The sequence below is a fragment of the Rhizobium sp. BK456 genome, assembly GCF_014194045.1.
Taxonomy (GTDB): Bacteria; Pseudomonadota; Alphaproteobacteria; order Rhizobiales; family Rhizobiaceae; genus Rhizobium; species Rhizobium redzepovicii.
Genome location: NZ_JACIAO010000003.1, coordinates 361,599 through 377,952 on the forward strand (window position 1 = coordinate 361,599; position 16,354 = coordinate 377,952).

A 16,354-nucleotide genomic window follows, 5' to 3' on the forward strand; every position below is an offset into this window, starting at 1 on the left:
GCCCTCAAAACACGATCTGGGCAAGCTTGGTGTCGAGATAGTCGCCAATGCCTTCAATCCCGCCCTCTCTGCCCATGCCGGAATGGTTGGTGCCGCCAAACGGTGCCTCGGACGCCGCCAGCGCAAAGCTGTTAATACCGACCATCCCTGCCTTCAGCGCCGATACCGTTCGCCGCGCCCGATCCGGCGACCGGGTAAAAGCGTAGGCCGACAGTCCCATGTCTGAAGCGTTGGCGCGCGAAAGAACTTCATCCTCCTCGTTAAACCGTGTGATTGCGGCAATGGGGCCAAAATTCTCGTCGGCGAAGACTTTCATATCGTCGGTGACATTGGTCAGAACGGTTGGCTTGTAGAAATGACCAGCGTTGAATTCCGACGCGCGTTCGCCGCCCGCCGCAACGTGCGCACCTGCTTTCACAGCATCCGAGACAATCGACTCAATCTCCGATAGGCGTCCGCCATTGATCAGAGGCCCCATTTGCACGGAAGGATCGAGGCCGTCGCCGAGTTTGAGCGCGTTTGTGCGGGAAACGAACCCGTCAACAAACGCGTCGTGCAAGCGTTCATGCACGAAGAAGCGATCCGGGGTCACGCAAACCTGGCCAGCATTTGCAAACTTTGTCGGCACGGACACGTTCAGTGCGAGCTCGAGATCGGCGTCGTCATAGACGATCAGCGGAGCGTTGCCGCCGAGTTCCATCGATACTTTCTTCACTGTATCGGCGGCATCGCGGATCATCTGCTGACCAACGCGTGTCGAGCCGGTCAGGGACACCTTGCGCACCGACCTGTCCGCCATGATTGGCACGTAGGTCGTCGCTGTCGGACCGACGACGAGATTGACGACGCCATCGGGCAAGTTGCCCGCCCGCATGCAATCGACCATGACCATGGCAACGCCCGGCGTCTGGGTCGACGGTCTGATAATGATTGCACAACCCGCCGCAAGCGCCGGTGCCGCCTTGCGGGCGACGAGTGCCGCGGGAAAATTCCAAGCGGTAAAGGCGCCAACGATGCCGACCGGCTCACGCGACACCTCGAAGCGACCACCCGGCACGCGCGATTCAATGATCCGGCCATAGATGCGGCGTGCCTCTTCCGCGAACCACCGAAACTGATCGATGGACAGTCCCCATTCGCGCTCTGACTGCGCGATCGGCTTGCCGGTCTCGGCGGAAATCATCCTTTTCGCCTCATCGGCACGGCGGAGCATCTCGTCGGCAATCCGATGCAGGGCGTCGGCACGGGCGAAAGCGGCCGTCGTCCGCCAAGCCGCGAAGCCTTTGCTGGCTGCAGCCAGGACTTCCTGCGTGTCAGCGGTCGTCGCTACGGGAACTGCGCCAAGAGCGCTCTGAGTGACGGGGCTTAGGACGTCAGCCGTTGCTCCGTCGGATGCACGGCGCCAGTTGCCGTCGATATAGAGTCCAAACTTCTGATACATGGGTCACCCAATTTCGCTGGTTTTTATGGCGCGGCCTTCGGCCGCGGATTTGATTGCCGCTTCGGCCAGGATCAGAGCCTGACGACCATCCTCAAATCCGACCTCCGGAGCCTTGCCGGCGCCAATCGCATCGACGAAAGCGCTGATTTCAGCCATGAAGGCCTCGGCGTAGCGATCGATGAAGAAGTTGAGAAGCGGCGCGCCTTTGCCGGTGAAATCGGCACAGTGCAGCGTCGTCATGTTTGGGCGGCGATTTTCGGAGACGACCATTCCCTTTGTGCCGAGCGCCTCAACCCGCTGGTCATAGCCGTAGACGGCCTGGCGAGAATTATTGATGATGCATTGCTTGCCCGATGCGGTCTTGAGGACGACCGTCACGGTGTCGTAGTCGTCCAATCGCTGCATAAGAACCGGATCGACAAGGCGGCTACCCACGGCCGAAACCTCGATCACCTCTTCGCCGAGCATGAACCGTGCCATATCGAAGTCATGGATGGTCATGTCGCGAAAGATGCCGCCGGATGCTTCGGTATAGGCGACCGGCGGCATTCCGGGGTCGCGCGAGGTTATAACGACCTGATGAAGGTCCCCGATATCGCCTGCACGGATTGCATCGCGCGCCGCCCTGTGGCCGGGATCGAAGCGGCGGACAAAACCGAGCATGATCGGTACGCTGGTCGTCCCAATTGCCTCCGCACATTGCTGGACACGCTTGAGGCTCAAATCGATCGGCTTTTCGCATAATATCGGCTTGCCGGCCGCGACGGCTTTCTCGATGAAATCTGCGTGTGTCGGTGTCGACGTGGCGATCAGGACCGCATCAACGGCGCTGCTGGAGAACAATCGCTCGGCAGAATCAAAGACGGCCACACCGTGTTTGCTCCCAACATCGTCTGCCGCAGAGCGATGAACGTCGAAGACGCCCGCAAGCGTCGCCCGCGGATGGGCAGCTATGTTTTCGGCGTGCATGCGGCCAATACGGCCGCAGCCGAGAACGGCAATTTTCAACATCAAGATCCTCCCATTTCTATTTTTGCAATGATTGTTGCGGAACTATTGCTTTGTCAATTAATATTTCGTAACGTCGAAAAAACATGATCCATGGGAGGAGACCGGATGTCCCGGAAGACCGTACGCCTGACGATGGCGCAGGCGCTTGTGCGCTACTTATGCAATCAATTCACGGAGATCGATGGCGAGCGCTTACCGCTTTTTGCCGGCGTGTTCGGCATTTTCGGTCACGGCAACGTGACTTGCTTGTCGGAGGCGCTGGAGTCGGTGCAGGATCAGTTGCCAACCTGGCGCGGTCAAAATGAGCAGTCGATGGCACTCGCAGCGATCGCTTTTGCCAAAGCCAAACGCCGACGCCAATTGATGGTCGCGGCGACCTCGATCGGACCCGGTGCGGCCAACATGGTGACAGCGGCTGGCACAGCCCATGCCAACCGCCTGCCGGTGCTCCTGATCGCGGGAGATACGTTCGCAAACCGAATTCCCGATCCAGTTCTTCAGCAGGTTGAGCATTTCAGTGACCCGACCGTGACGGTCAACGACGCCTTCAAGTCAGTCACCAGATATTGGGATCGCATCGTTTTGCCTGAACAGATCATCTCATCCTTGCCGCAGGCAATCGCCACGATGCTTGATCCCGCAGACTGCGGTCCCGCATTCATTGGCCTTGCACAGGATGCTCAGGAAGTCGCGTTCGACTATCCCGCCGCGTTCTTCGAGCCCGCTGTATGGTCCATACCCCGCCCCCGTGCCGACAGAATAAGGCTTGTGGAAGCAGCCGCATTGCTCCAGGCCGCGAAGAGACCGCTGATCATTTCGGGAGGTGGCGTCCGCTATTCGTCGGCCGAAGAGAAGGTCGCGGAATTTGCTGTCAAACGCGGCATCCCGATCGTCGAAACAATCGCCGGCAAAGGCGCGATGACGCACAACCATCCCGCTCACGCCGGCCCCATCGGGATCGTTGGATCAACCTCGGCGAATGCGCTTGCCGGTGAGGCGGATGTCATTCTGGCGATCGGTACACGATTGCAGGACTTCACAACCGGTTCATGGACCGTGTTTCAGCAGGATGCAAAGTTCATTTCGATCAATGCCGCGCGCTTTGACGCGGTAAAGCATCGCGCACTTGCCGTCGTCGGGGATGCTCTCGAAACGGTGATTGAACTGGACGAGGCTCTCGGTGACTGGAAGGCCGATCCGGCGCTGCTTCCGAAGGCGCAGTCGCTATTTGCCGATTGGAACAAGCTCCTCGATCGGCATCAAGCGGTCACGAATGGGCCGATCCCGACCTACGCGCAGGTGGTCGGCATCGTCAACGAAACCTCAAAGCCGAACGATACGCTGATCGCAGCGGCAGGCGGCACACCCGGTGAGGTGACCAAGGGCTGGCGCGTCAAGAATCCCAACACGTTCGACTGCGAATTCGGCTTCAGTTGCATGGGATACGAGATCGCAGCAGGTTGGGGCCATGCGATGGCGAAAGCCGGTAACGGCACGCCGATCGTGATGATCGGCGACGGCACCTACATGATGATGAACTCCGACATCTATTCGACGGTATTGACGGGCCACAAGATGATAGTCGTCGTCTGCGACAACGGCGGTTATGCCGTCATCAATCGTCTCCAACAGTTCAAGGGCGTGCCTGGTTTCAACAATCTCATCAAAGATTGCCGCGTCAAGGAGCCTTTTGCCGTCGACTTCGTCAAACATGCTGAATCGATGGGTGCGCTCGCCCGGCGCTGCGAAAGCCTTGCCGATCTGAAAACCGCAATGGAGTGGGCACAAACGACCGACCGGACGACGGTCATCACCCTCGTCACCGATGCCCATGCCTGGGTGCCGGGCGATGCGGATTGGGACGTCGGCGTTCCTGAGGTCTCGGAGCGTGAATCCGTTCAAAAAGCACGCGCTGATCAGGAAAAGATCCGCCAGAAGCAGCGCGTAGGTGTCTGAGATGAACAGTATCGAGGGAAAAATCGCCGTCGTCACGGGTGGGACGCAGGGACTGGGTGCGGCAATTGCGCGACTTTTCGCCAAAGCAGGTGCCGCCGGCATCATCACCTGCGGACGAAATGCCGGGAAAGGCAACGCCGTTGCGGCCTCGATAACGAGCGAAACCGGGGTGCCGGTGACATTTGTCCCGGCGGATCTTGAGAAGGTCGAAGATTGCCGGTCGATCATCGCCAAAGCGGACTCCGAATTCGGCAGAGTCGATATTCTGGTCAATGCCGCGGGCCTCACTGACCGAGGCAATCTTTTGAATTCGTCTCCAGATCTTTTCGATCGAATGTTCGCCGTCAACGTTCGGGCACCGTTCTTTCTGATGCAGGAAGCGGCGAGACTGATGATCCGTGGTGGCGTCAAGGGCAGTATGGTCAATATCGGCTCGACATCGGAGCATGCGGGCCAGCCATTTCTAGCTCCCTATTCTGCGTCGAAGGGTGCGCTGGCGACGCTCACCCGGAACTCCGGCTACGCCCTGATGCGCAACCAGATCCGCGTGAACCAGCTCGATATCGGTTGGATGGCGTCTGACGGCGAAGATCGCATTCAGCGCGAATACCACGGGGCCGACCCCAACTGGCTCGCCACGGCCGCGGCGGCGCAACCCTTTGGCCGCATTCTGGCGCCCGAAGAAGTCGCCCGGGCCGTCCTCTTTCTCGCATCGAACGATTCGGGAATGATGACAGGCTCCGTCGTTCATTTCGATCAATCGGTCTGGGGAGCCTATGACGGCGGCCCCCCGGCGCCGGCAGAAGCCTTATCCGAATAGGAAAAAAGCATGAAAACGATCAAGGGACCGGGCATCTATCTCGCCCAATTCGCAGCTGACGAAGCCCCCTATAACTCGCTTTCCAGCCTCTCCAGGTGGGTCGCGGCCAGAGGTTTCGCCGGCGTTCAAATCCCGACCTGGGATAATCGCCTGATCGATATGAAGATGGCAGCCGAAAGCAAGACGTATTGCGATGACCTCAAGGGGGTGCTGGCGGAAAGTGGCCTTGAAGTGACCGAACTGGGCTCGCATATCACCGGCCAGCTCGTTGCCGTCCACCCTGCCCATGACCGGATCATGGACAGTTTCGCCCCCGCCAATGTCCACAACAATCCGGCCGGGCGCCGGGCATGGGCTGAGGAACAAATGCGTTTTGCTGCCCGCGCCTCGCGGAATCTCGGTATTGATCGCCATGTCAGCTTCACCGGATCGCTGCTGTGGCCCTATCTCTACCCCTATCCGCAATGGCCGGAGGGCCTGGTCGACGAGGCTTTCGATGAGCTTGCAAGGCGCTGGATGCCAATCCTGAACGACTTCGATGAACAGGGCGTCGATCTCTGCTTTGAGATCCATCCCTGCGAGGATGTCCACGACGGACTGACCTTCGAGATGTTTCTTGAGCGCGTCGGCAATCATCGCCGCTGCAACATCCTCTACGATCCGAGCCACTTCGTCCTGCAGGCGCTCGACTATCTGGAATTCATCGATCACTACCACGAGCGCATCAAGATGTTCCACGTCAAGGATGCCGAGTTCAGGCCGAACGGCAAAACGGGCGCCTATGGCGGATTCCAGCCTTGGTCGAAGCGCGCCGGACGATTCCGGTCACTCGGCGACGGTCAGGTAGATTTCGGCGCTGTCTTCACCAAACTGGCAACCTATGACTTCGATGGATGGGCGGTACTGGAGTGGGAGTGCTTCATCAAACATCCGGAGGACGGTGCCGCGGAAGGCGCAAAGTTCATCCGCGAGCACATTATCAGGGTCGCGGACCGTGCGTTCGATGACTTCGTGAAATCCGGCGCCAACAAGGACGCCAATCGAGCCATGCTCGGACTTGATTGAGGACAGCCATGACGACAAACTCTTCTTCGCAAATGCCGCTCCGCCTCGGAATGGTGGGGGGCGGCAACGGCGCCTATATCGGCAATATTCATCGTATCGCGGCTCGCCAGGACAGGGCGTGGGCCTTGGTCGCTGGCGCATTCGACGTCGATGCTGCCCGCGGTCACGCCTTCGCGGCAAGCGAAGGTTTGGATCGCACGCGCTCCTATGATGATTTCAAGGCGATGATCGCGGGCGAAAGCAGCCGTGAGGATCGGATCGATGCCGTTGCGATCTGCACGCCCAATTTCACTCATTTCCCCATCGCCAAGGCTTTTCTGGAAGCGGGTTTCGACGTCATCTGCGAGAAACCTTTGACCGCAACTTTGGAAGACGCTGTCGCGCTCGAAAACTTGGTTCGCAGTAGCGGCCGGTTCATGGGGGTCACATATACCTATTCTGGCTATCCGATGATACATGAAGCCAAGCATATGGTTGCGACCGGTCAGCTCGGGAAGATCCGTACCGTCCAAGTTGAATACCCGCTGGAATGGATGGCAACCGCCATTGAGACAAAAGGCAATGCTCAGGCCGCCTGGCGCACTGATCCGAAGAAAAACGGTCGTGGTGGCTCGATCGGCGATATCGGCACGCATGCCTACCATCTGGCTGGCTTCGTCTCAGGCCTCAAGCTTCAATCGTTGACCGCGGATCTCGCCACCTTTGTTGAAGGGCGCGCCTTGGATGACAACGCTCATGTCATGCTGCGCTATGAAGGCGGCGCCCGCGGACTTCTCTGGTCTTCACAGGTAGCGCTTGGATCATCAAATGGCGTGCGGCTCCGGGTGTTTGGCGAGCAGGCCTCGCTAACGTGGTTCCAGGAGCAACCGAACGAGCTCGTGCACGCTCGGCTGAATGGAAGGACTGAAATCATCAAACGCGGTGCGGACGACCTTAGCGAAGGCGCCAAAGCGCGGATCCGCACACCTCCCGGCCATCCCGAGGGTTATCTCGAGGCATTTGCGAATCTGTATGCCGGCTTTGCTGAAGCAATCCGTGCCAAGCGCGAAGGACGCGAACCGACAGCGATCGGACGCGATATTCCGACTGCACATGATGGGCTCAAAGGTGTCGCATTCGTCGATGCCGTTGTTGACTGCGCAGCGGCAGCCAATCAGCCTTGGTTTACGCCAATTGCCGTTTAACCATTCAAGCCCGGTATCCCCGTCCACGACGATGGCATCATCGGCGGGGATGGCCATGTCAGCCTGAAGGGGCTGAAGCTGATCTGAAAAGCACAGGCGGGCTTGAATCGACGCTCGTAAAACAATCTGTAACATTGACCGGCTACCGATAGAGGGGCGACATTTCGCGGCGCAATGATTCCTTTCCAATCCGGGGCCAGATGATGCTTCAGTACGATCTTGTTGTGGTGGGCAGCGGTCCCGCAGGGCGCCGCGGCGCGATCCAGGCTGCGAAACTCGGCAAGAAAGTGCTTGTCATCGAGCAGGGCAAACGCGTCGGCGGCGTCTCCGTGCATACCGGCACCATCCCCTCCAAAACGTTGCGCGAGACCGCCCTCAATCTTTCAGGCTGGCGCGAACGCGGCTTCTACGGCCGGTCTTACCGCGTCAAGGAGGAGATCAGTGCGGATGATCTGCGCCGCCGCCTGCTGATCACGCTCAATCACGAGGTCGAGGTGCTGGAACATCAGTTTGCCCGCAACCGCGTGCAGCATATTCGCGGCAAGGCGAGCTTCATCAATGCGTCGACGCTGCAGGTGATCAAGGATGACGGCGAGATCACCCAGGTCACCGCCGCCAGCGTGCTGCTTGCCGTCGGCACAAAGCCGTTCCGTCCGGATTACATCCCCTTCGACGGCAAGACTGTTCTCGACAGCGACGAGTTGCTCGATATCCAGGAATTGCCGCGCTCGATGGTCGTCATCGGCGCCGGCGTCATCGGCATCGAATATGCGACGATCTTCAGCGCGCTCGACACGGCCGTCACCGTCATCGACCCTAAGGCGACGATGCTCGACTTCATCGACAAGGAAATCGTCGAGGACTTCACCTATCAGCTGCGCGACCGCAACATGAAGCTGCTGCTTGGCCAGAAGGCCGACAAGGTGGAGACGCTTGAGGGCGGCAAGGTCGAGCTGACACTCGACAGCGGCCGGCGCCTGACGACGGATATGGTGCTGTTTGCCGCCGGCCGCATGGGCGCAACCGACGCGCTGAACCTTCCGGCGATCGGCCTCGAAGCCGACAGCCGCGGCCGCCTCAAGGTCAATCCGGAAACATTCCAGACATCGGTTGCCAACGTCTATGCCGCCGGCGACGTTGTCGGCTTTCCGAGCCTTGCCTCGACCTCGATGGAACAGGGTCGCATCGCCGCCCGCGTCGCGATCGGCGCGGTTGCCAAGGAGCCGCCGAAATATTTCCCCTACGGCATCTATGCCGTGCCGGAAATTTCCACCTGCGGTCTGACCGAAGAGGAGATGAAGGAGCGCGGCATTCCCTACGAATGCGGCATCGCTCGTTTCCGCGAAACCTCGCGCGGTCATATCATGGGCCTCGACACCGGGCTTTTGAAGCTGATCTTCTCGCTGAAGACACGCCGCCTGCTTGGCGTGCATATCGTCGGCGAAGGCGCCACCGAGCTGGTGCATATCGGCCAGGCGGTGCTCAATCTCAAAGGCACGGTCGAATATTTCGTCGAAAACACCTTCAACTATCCGACGCTTGCGGAAGCCTACAAGATCGCCGGCCTCGACGCCTGGAACCGGATGGGCGACATCAAGTCGGAACTCTGAGGGCGTCTCATAAGCGGCGGGCTCGTCTAGATCCGGCCGCCAAAACGGAGCCGAACGCTATTGCGCATCATTTCGCTGAACGCCTGGGGCGGCAGGCTGCACGAGGCCCTCATTGACTATGTGAGACGGGCCGATGCGGATGTGCTGTGCCTGCAGGAGGTGTTGCGGGCGCCGGGGGCGAATGAGGGATGGTCGATCTATCGGGATGGGGAGCTGGAGCTGCCTCAGCGCGCCAATCTGTTTGCAGAGATCGGCGCCGCCCTGCCCGGCCACGACGGCTTCTTCTGCCCGACATCGAGAGGTGAGCTGTTTAACGGCGATAGCGCCATTGCCGCCGAATTCGGGCTGGCGACCTTCGTGCGCAAATCGCATTCGGTCATCGCCCAGGGGCTGGACTTCGTGCATGGCAGGTTTTCCGCCAATGGCTGGGGTGAACATCCGCGGCCGCGGAACGCCCATTGCATCCGCGTCTTCAGCCATGAGCACGCTTCCAGCCTGACCATCGCCCATATGCATGGCCTGCGTGATCCGGCCGGCAAGGGCGACACACCCGCCCGCGAGAAGCAGGCCGCCGCACTGGTTGCGCTTGTCGAGCGGGTCTGGCCCGGCAACGAAGGGCTCGTCGTCTGCGGCGATTTCAACATATTGCCCGACAGCGAGACTTTCACGATTCTCGCCAGACTCGGGCTTTCCGAGCTGGTCACCGGAAACGGCCTTGTAGACACGCGAACCTCCTACTATCTGAAGCAGGGCCGCTTTGCCGATTACATGCTGGTCACACCGGAGGTGAAGATTGCCAGGTTCGAAGTGGTCGAGGCGCCCGAGGTCTCCGACCACCGCGCATTGCTGCTCGATATCGGGTAGTATATTGAGGAATATGCTGCGAGAAGCGTTTTGCGTGCAGCGCCGTTTTTTACGCCTTAGTTTGACCGCCTGAATCGTATTGATACGCCATGCCTGATAGATGCATTCAACGCCATTTTGCCTCCGGCAAAAGCTTCTGAAGAAAGATAGATAATCTTGTCCCATGTCTTGGAAGCTGCACGCCGACGTTTTCAGCTGATCCTGATCAAGCCGTCGCATTATGACGACGACGGCTATGTCATCCGCTGGTGGCGGGCGATGATCCCTTCCAATTCGCTCGCGGCTCTGTATGGCATCGCTGCCGAATGCGCGGAACGCAAAGTGCTCGGGCCCGATACGGCGATCGACATCACCGTGATCGACGAGACCAATACGCGGATCGACTTCGCCGGGCTACTCGCACAGTTCAAGCGCCACGACAATTTCGGCATGATCGCGCTGGTTGGCGTCCAGACCAACCAGTATCCACGTGCGCTCGATATTGCCCGGCCCTTCCGCGATGCCGGCCTGCCGGTTTCGATCGGCGGCTTCCATGTTTCCGGCTGCCTGTCGATGCTGGACGGCAAGGCGGTCGGGCTCGAAGCCTGCCGCGATATGGGCATCTCGATGTTCGCCGGCGAGGCCGAGGGCCGGCTGGAAATGGTGCTGCGCGATGCCGCAGGCGGCGAGCTGAAGCCGCTCTACAATTTCATGAATGACCTTCCCGGCATCGGCGGCACGCCGGTTCCCTTCCTGCCGAAGGACAATATCCAGCGCACGCTCGGGCTCAGCACCAGCTTCGATGCCGGGCGCGGCTGTCCCTATCAGTGCTCGTTCTGCACCATCATCAACGTGCAGGGACGCAAGTCGCGCTTCCGCTCGGCCGATGACGTCGAAAAGCTTGTGCGGATGAACTGGGCGCAGGGCATCCACAAATTCTTCATCACCGACGACAATTTCGCCCGCAACAAGGATTGGGAAGCGATTTTCGACCGGCTGATCGAGCTCAAGGAGCGGGACGGCATTCCGCTCGGTCTGATGATCCAGGTCGACACGCTCTGCCACAAGATCCCGAATTTCATCGAAAAATCCCGGCGCGCCGGCGTCACCCGCGTCTTCATCGGCCTCGAAAACGTCAATCCTGACAATCTGACGGCCGCCAAGAAGAACCAGAACAAGATCACCGAATATCGCAAGATGCTGCTCGCCTGGAAGGCGCAGGGCATCATGACGCTCGCCGGTTATATCCTGGGCTTCCCCGCCGACACGCCGGAATCGATCCGCCGCGACATCGCAATCATCCAGGAAGAGCTGCCGCTCGATGTCATCGAATTCTTCATCCTGACGCCGCTGCCCGGCTCCGAGGATCATCAGGTCCTATGGAAGAAGAATGTCGAGATGGACGCCGATCTCAACATCTACGATGTCGAACACGTCTGCACCGCGCATCCAAAGATGAGCAAGCAGGAGTGGGAAGATATCTACCACGAGGCCTGGGCGCTCTATTATTCGCCTGATCACATGAAGACGCTGCTGCGCCGGGCCGTGGCGACCGGGGTACCGCTCGCAAGACTTGTCAAGGTTCTCGTCTCCTTCGCAACCACCGTGCCGCTGGAAAACGTGCATCCGCTGCAGAGCGGCCTCCTCCGCCTGAAGACGCCTTCGGAGCGGCGCCCTGACCTGCCGCGCGAAAATCCGCTGGTCTTCTGGCCGCGCTTTGCCTGGGAAACATTCAGAAAACACGCTTCGCTCGCCGGCACCATCATCGGCCTGACCATTTCGGCATTCCTGATTTCAAGGGAAGCGAAGTCGAAGACCTATATGGATCAGGCCCTGACGCCGGTCGCCGACGATGAGGAAGAAACACTCAGCCTCTTCACCAAAACAGCAGGCGGCACTGCTGCCGTCAGCCATGTGAGAAAAGTCGCGGAGCTGACACGGACCGCGCATTGAATTGCAATTCCGCTGAAGCGCGTCGCATGAATCACGTTTGATGCGACGCGCTTTAGCGGCTTGAGGTTTGAGCGTCCTGGTTTATCTGGATGATCTCAGCTACTTGCAGCGTGTCGACGAATTCGACGATCTTGACTGGTTTCCCATCCTTGAAATGGATTTTGTCGACGAATTCCGTATGGAAGCTCACGCCCGATGGAATGTGCCGGACCTCACCTTCGCGATGGGCGAAGACCATATGCTCGTCTTCGTCCACATAAATGCCGGTTGTCTTGATCTTGGATAGATCCCAGACAGTGATGAGCTGCTCTATCACCTGACGAAAGGCAGGCCCGCCGGATTCAGTCGAAAGAGGCGACATCCGTGCATTGCCGGCCATCCGAAAGGTACAATCCTCCCCGAACAGCGCCAGCGTGCCCTCGATATCGCCGCGGCCACGCACAGCATAGATATCCTCTACCAGCTTCTTCATGTCGTTCTTTGCGGTCACTTTCAGGTCCCTCCACCCACCAGCAAATCTGCACCGAATTATACTTTATTGCAACTATTTGTTGTTTCCGATGAAGACGAGGGACTGCCGGATGCTCCGTAAAAGAAAAGGCCCCGCACGATGGCGGGGCCTTCAAACATCAAAACCGGGAAGCGATTATTCGGCGCTTTCGTCGGCTGCCTTCTTCTTCGGAGCGGCCTTCTTCTTCGGAGCGGCGGCTTCTTCGCCTTCGCCGGCGTCGGCAGCTTCAGCTTTGGCGGCAGCCTTCTTCTTCGGGGCGGCCTTCTTGGTTTCAGCCTTCGCCTCGCCCTCTTCCTCGGCGAGCAGTTCTTCCTTGGTCACCTTCTTGTCGGTGACGTCGATTTCGGTCAGCAGATGATCGATGACCTTCTCTTCGAAGATCGGCGCGCGGATCGAAGCTGCGGCGCCCGGCTGGCTGCGGAAGAATTCGAGGATCTGCTTTTCCTGGCCCGGATACTGGCGCAGCTGATCGTAGATGGCGCGCTGCATCTCGTCTTCGGTGACTTCGACGCCGGCCTTTTCACCGATTTCGGAGAGAACGAGGCCGAGGCGGACGCGACGCTCTGCAAGCGTCTTGTATTCCTCACGTGCCTTCTCTTCGGTGGTCTCTTCGTCCTCGAAGGTCTTGCCTGATTGAGCGAGGTCGTTGTTCACCTGGCTCCAGATGCCGTTATATTCGGCGTCGACGAGCGAGGTCGGGGTCTCGAACTTGTACATCTCATCGAGCTGGTCGAGGATCTGACGCTTCAGCTTCTGGCGGGTCAGCGAGCCGTACTGCGATTCGATCTGGCCACGGACGATCTCCTTCAGGCGATCGGCGGATTCGATGCCGAGCTTGGAGGCGAGTTCGTCATTGATCTCGACGGCGCCGGGGGCTGCAACATCCTTGACCGATACGTCGAAGGTGGCTTCCTTGCCGGCAAGGTTCTTGGCCGGATAGTCGGCCGGGAAGGTCACGGTAATGGTCTTCTCGTTGCCGGCCTTGACGCCGACAAGCTGGTCTTCGAAGCCCGGAATGAAGCGGCCGGAGCCAAGCACCAGCTCGGCGCCCTGGTCGGTGCCGCCTTCAAAGGCTTCGCCGTCGACCTTGCCGACGTAATCCATGGTGATGCGGTCGCCGTTGGCAGCCTTGCCGGTCTTGGTCTCGTAAGCGCGGGCGCTTTCGGCAACCTTCAGGACCTGCTCGGTGACTTCGTCGTCAGAGATGTCGATGACTTCGCGGGTGACCTTGATGCCCTTGACCGACTTCAGCTCGATCGGCGGCAGCACTTCATAGGAGAGCGTGAATTCGAAATCCTGCTCGGCGGCGAGGATCTTGTCGGCTTCGTCCTTGTCCTCGGTCATGGCAATTTCCGGCTGCGTGGCAGACTTCTCGCCGCGGCTGGAGAGGATGGCGGACGGCTGCTCGCGGACGATCTCGTTGACGAGTTCGGCCATGATCGACTTGCCGTAGACCTTCTTCAGGTGAGCAGCGGGTACCTTCCCCGGACGGAAGCCGTTGATGCGGACCTTGTCCTTCACATCGGCAAGACGCTCGTTCATCTTGTCTTGCATGTCCTTGGCCGGGATAACGACCTTGATTTCGCGCTTCAGCCCTTCAGCGAGCGTTTCGATAACCTGCATGTCTTCCTACCTTCATGTCCTGGCGGCCGTGCCCAGACGCCGTTCGTTTCAATGAGCACGACGCCGGCAGCGTGCCGCGCGTGGCTTTTCCCAATTCCTGTATCATTCCACCCAAAGGGGAACGGCACTCGCTTCCGGGTATTCGGGACGACTATCTCCCGCCTGCAAACAGCTTGGTGCGGGTAGAGAGACTTGAACTCCCACGCCTTGCGGCACCAGAACCTAAATCTGGCGTGTCTACCAATTTCACCATACCCGCGTTCACAAAACCGCATGCCTATGCCTGCGCATGAGGCCTTCCGGAGCGCGGCGTCTCTATATCACCCGATTTGGTCGAGGCAAAGGAAAAATGAACGGGAAATGACAGGGATTTGCGACCCGCAAACCGCGCTCATCCGACGAGCCGCCGGATCAGTAGAGCGGCTCGTCGTAAACCGGCTTGCCGTCAACGAGAAGACCGCGGATCTGCGCGCTTCCCGCCGGCGAGACGCGCACGGCGATTGCGACATTGCCGCCGTTGCGGGCCTCCTCGATCGGCTTGCCCTGACCTTCGGGAACGTAGTAGCGCTCGATGCCGTATTCGACGCGGATGCTGTCGCCGGCGGCAAGTCCACCGCTGTAGAAGGGCTGGCTGCGCAGGATCACGGTTTCCGGCAGCGGCGGCAGTTGGTGAAAGGACGATTCGATCACCGTCCAAAAACCGTCTTCCTGCTTCTTCAACCGAACCCATAACGTGCGCTCGCCGGGTTCTGCCGGAATGCCGCCCGAGACCGTCTGCACCGGCACCGAGGAAATGTCATAGTTCAAGACGACATAATCACCGCGCAGGAAATCGCGCGGGTCGACGGGCGCGGTCTTCAGCAGCACTTCAGCGCCATTGTTGAGGATCGACGCGCGGCTTTGGATGATCGTGCCGAGGATCACGGTCTGCAGGCCGGCGACGATGATTGCCGAAAGCAGATAACCCTTGCCGGATTGCAGCCTTGCCATCAGCGAGTTCATGCGCCCTCCCCCTGTGCATTCGCCGAAAAGCGCCGTTCAAGACGAATGACGATCCAGGCAACCAGCGCGACGACGAGACCGGAGAACAGGAAGAGGCTCGACGTGCCGAGGATCGAGCCAACGGTGACGGAAGCGAGATAAAGCATCTCGGCGGCAAAGGTCGTATAAGCGAGATAACGCACCGCGCCGTTGTCCCGGCCATGCAGAGCGATCGCCAGCACCGAGGCGGCAAGCGTCGCCACGCCCAGCACCACCAGCCGCCAGCCGTCCTCGATTTCGATATGCAGCAGCAGGAAGCCGATCGCGGCGACGAGGAAGCTGTAGAAGGCCGGGGCCGCACCGGCGCTCCGGACCAGGGAGGCGACAGACCGGGTCGGCAACGCCGTCAGGACGAAAGCCACCATGCCGCCGATCGCGAAGGCAAGCGCCACGGCGATCTCCTCGTAAAGCGTATAGAGCCAGGCAAGCCAGCCGATCAGCAGCAGATAGGCGAGATGGCGGGCCCGCTCGGCGCCGGTATACCGCACCAGCCCGATGACGATCGCCGCCATGACGGGCGCCATCCAGGGATCGAGCCCTATCCAATGCGTGTCGTAATTCTCGAGATAGACGGCAAAGGATGCCCAGGACAGGAAACCCGCGACGACGGCCACGGCACCCGAGCGGAACAGGATCGCCGAGATCGTCGCGATGGCGAACCAGAGATACATCACCGTCTGCTCGTCGCCGGAGAGATGATACATCTGTCCGACCAGAGAGATGGCGCCGCCGAAACTCATCGCGCCGATGATCAGCAAGCCGCTTGCCGCCGCTGACGCACCGCGGGCAAGCATTCGGGCGGCGGCAAGGTGTACCACCCAGATCAGGGCAAGGATCACGCCGACGCGGATAAGCCGCGGAATGGCCTCCCAGTTGGAGGCGACGACCAGCAGGGTGGCGGCTGCCAGCAGCACCGCCGCCAGCGCCATTAGCACCCGCCCAAGGCTGAAGCTTGCCGGGCGGCTGTCATATTCGGCAAGAAGCGCGCCTGCCGTTTCCTGCCCCAGCAGGCCTTTGCCCACCCAGAGGGAGAGATCCCGCTCCAATCTTCCGCGATACATGCTCCCACCCTTATTTCCGCGACGCTCGTTCCGGCGCTGCGGCTTTCGTCGTTATAGACGCAGCATCGAGGTTCGCAAACGTCCTCCCGACAAATATACAAATTCCTCATTGGTCTAAATTGGGGCGAGTATTAACCGGCCGCTAACGTCATTAGCGCTATTATAAGTGCATGTTCGAAGAGGTATGCATACTGCGCATATCCCTCATGAATTTATTGCACTGCAAAAATCCAAT

Annotated in this window: 13 protein-coding genes and 1 tRNA gene; 7 read left to right on the top strand and 7 right to left on the bottom strand. The window is 59.7% G+C overall.

Annotated features, from left to right (window positions below):
* Positions 1–4 precede the first annotated feature (4 nt).
* Both FHX03_RS11405 and iolG read right to left on the bottom strand, forming a co-directional pair.
* Positions 5–1,441, bottom strand: a complete 1,437-nt coding sequence (locus FHX03_RS11405) for an NAD-dependent succinate-semialdehyde dehydrogenase (protein WP_183853660.1) — start codon at positions 1,439–1,441, stop codon at positions 5–7.
* Positions 1,442–1,444: 3 nt separating this feature from the next.
* Positions 1,445–2,455, bottom strand: a complete 1,011-nt coding sequence (iolG, locus tag FHX03_RS11410; RefSeq protein ID WP_210298515.1) for an inositol 2-dehydrogenase — start codon at positions 2,453–2,455, stop codon at positions 1,445–1,447.
* 102 nt (positions 2,456–2,557) lie between these two features.
* Here iolG and iolD point away from each other — a divergent pair, with 102 nt between their 5' ends.
* The 7 genes from iolD (at position 2,558) to FHX03_RS11445 (ending at position 11,883) form a co-directional block, all read left to right on the top strand.
* Positions 2,558–4,408 carry a 3D-(3,5/4)-trihydroxycyclohexane-1,2-dione acylhydrolase (decyclizing) gene (iolD, locus tag FHX03_RS11415; RefSeq protein WP_183853664.1) on the top strand — a complete coding sequence of 617 codons (1,851 nt, stop codon included), beginning with the start codon at positions 2,558–2,560 and terminating at the stop codon, positions 4,406–4,408.
* A 1-nt stretch (position 4,409) separates the two neighbouring features.
* Positions 4,410–5,228: an SDR family oxidoreductase gene (locus FHX03_RS11420; RefSeq protein WP_097665457.1), complete on the top strand. Its 819-nt coding sequence runs from the start codon at positions 4,410–4,412 to the stop codon at positions 5,226–5,228.
* 9 nt (positions 5,229–5,237) lie between these two features.
* Positions 5,238–6,293 (top strand): sugar phosphate isomerase/epimerase family protein, encoded by a 1,056-nt coding sequence (locus FHX03_RS11425; protein WP_097625302.1) that lies wholly within the window; start codon positions 5,238–5,240, stop codon positions 6,291–6,293.
* Between the two features lie 8 nt (positions 6,294–6,301).
* The gene (locus FHX03_RS11430) at positions 6,302–7,477 is read left to right on the top strand and encodes a Gfo/Idh/MocA family protein (RefSeq protein WP_246699221.1); all 1,176 of its coding nucleotides are present in this window, start codon (positions 6,302–6,304) and stop codon (positions 7,475–7,477) included.
* A 203-nt stretch (positions 7,478–7,680) separates the two neighbouring features.
* A complete protein-coding gene (sthA, locus tag FHX03_RS11435; protein WP_054183296.1) occupies positions 7,681–9,087 on the top strand; it encodes a Si-specific NAD(P)(+) transhydrogenase in 1,407 nt (468 codons plus the stop codon).
* 60 nt (positions 9,088–9,147) lie between these two features.
* A complete protein-coding gene (locus tag FHX03_RS11440; protein ID WP_183777735.1) occupies positions 9,148–9,951 on the top strand; it encodes an endonuclease/exonuclease/phosphatase family protein in 804 nt (267 codons plus the stop codon).
* Positions 9,952–10,107: 156 nt separating this feature from the next.
* Positions 10,108–11,883 carry a B12-binding domain-containing radical SAM protein gene (locus FHX03_RS11445; protein ID WP_183853666.1) on the top strand — a complete coding sequence of 592 codons (1,776 nt, stop codon included), beginning with the start codon at positions 10,108–10,110 and terminating at the stop codon, positions 11,881–11,883.
* 52 nt (positions 11,884–11,935) lie between these two features.
* On the opposite strand, the gene FHX03_RS11450 is transcribed toward FHX03_RS11445, so the two are convergent.
* The 5 genes from FHX03_RS11450 to FHX03_RS11470 form a co-directional block, all read right to left on the bottom strand.
* Positions 11,936–12,373: a nuclear transport factor 2 family protein gene (locus FHX03_RS11450; protein ID WP_097625299.1), complete on the bottom strand. Its 438-nt coding sequence runs from the start codon at positions 12,371–12,373 to the stop codon at positions 11,936–11,938.
* A gap of 156 nt (positions 12,374–12,529) precedes the next feature.
* The gene (tig, locus tag FHX03_RS11455) at positions 12,530–14,017 is read right to left on the bottom strand and encodes a trigger factor (protein ID WP_097625298.1); all 1,488 of its coding nucleotides are present in this window, start codon (positions 14,015–14,017) and stop codon (positions 12,530–12,532) included.
* Positions 14,018–14,191: 174 nt separating this feature from the next.
* Positions 14,192–14,276 (bottom strand) — tRNA-Leu (locus FHX03_RS11460).
* 152 nt (positions 14,277–14,428) lie between these two features.
* Positions 14,429–15,019 carry a GDYXXLXY domain-containing protein gene (locus FHX03_RS11465; RefSeq protein ID WP_097625297.1) on the bottom strand — a complete coding sequence of 197 codons (591 nt, stop codon included), beginning with the start codon at positions 15,017–15,019 and terminating at the stop codon, positions 14,429–14,431.
* Positions 15,016–16,119, bottom strand: coding sequence for a DUF2157 domain-containing protein (locus FHX03_RS11470; protein WP_183853668.1), 1,104 nt, complete (start codon positions 16,117–16,119; stop codon positions 15,016–15,018). The genes FHX03_RS11465 and FHX03_RS11470 overlap by 4 nt, the downstream gene beginning before the upstream one ends.
* Between the last annotated feature and the right edge of the window lie 235 nt (positions 16,120–16,354).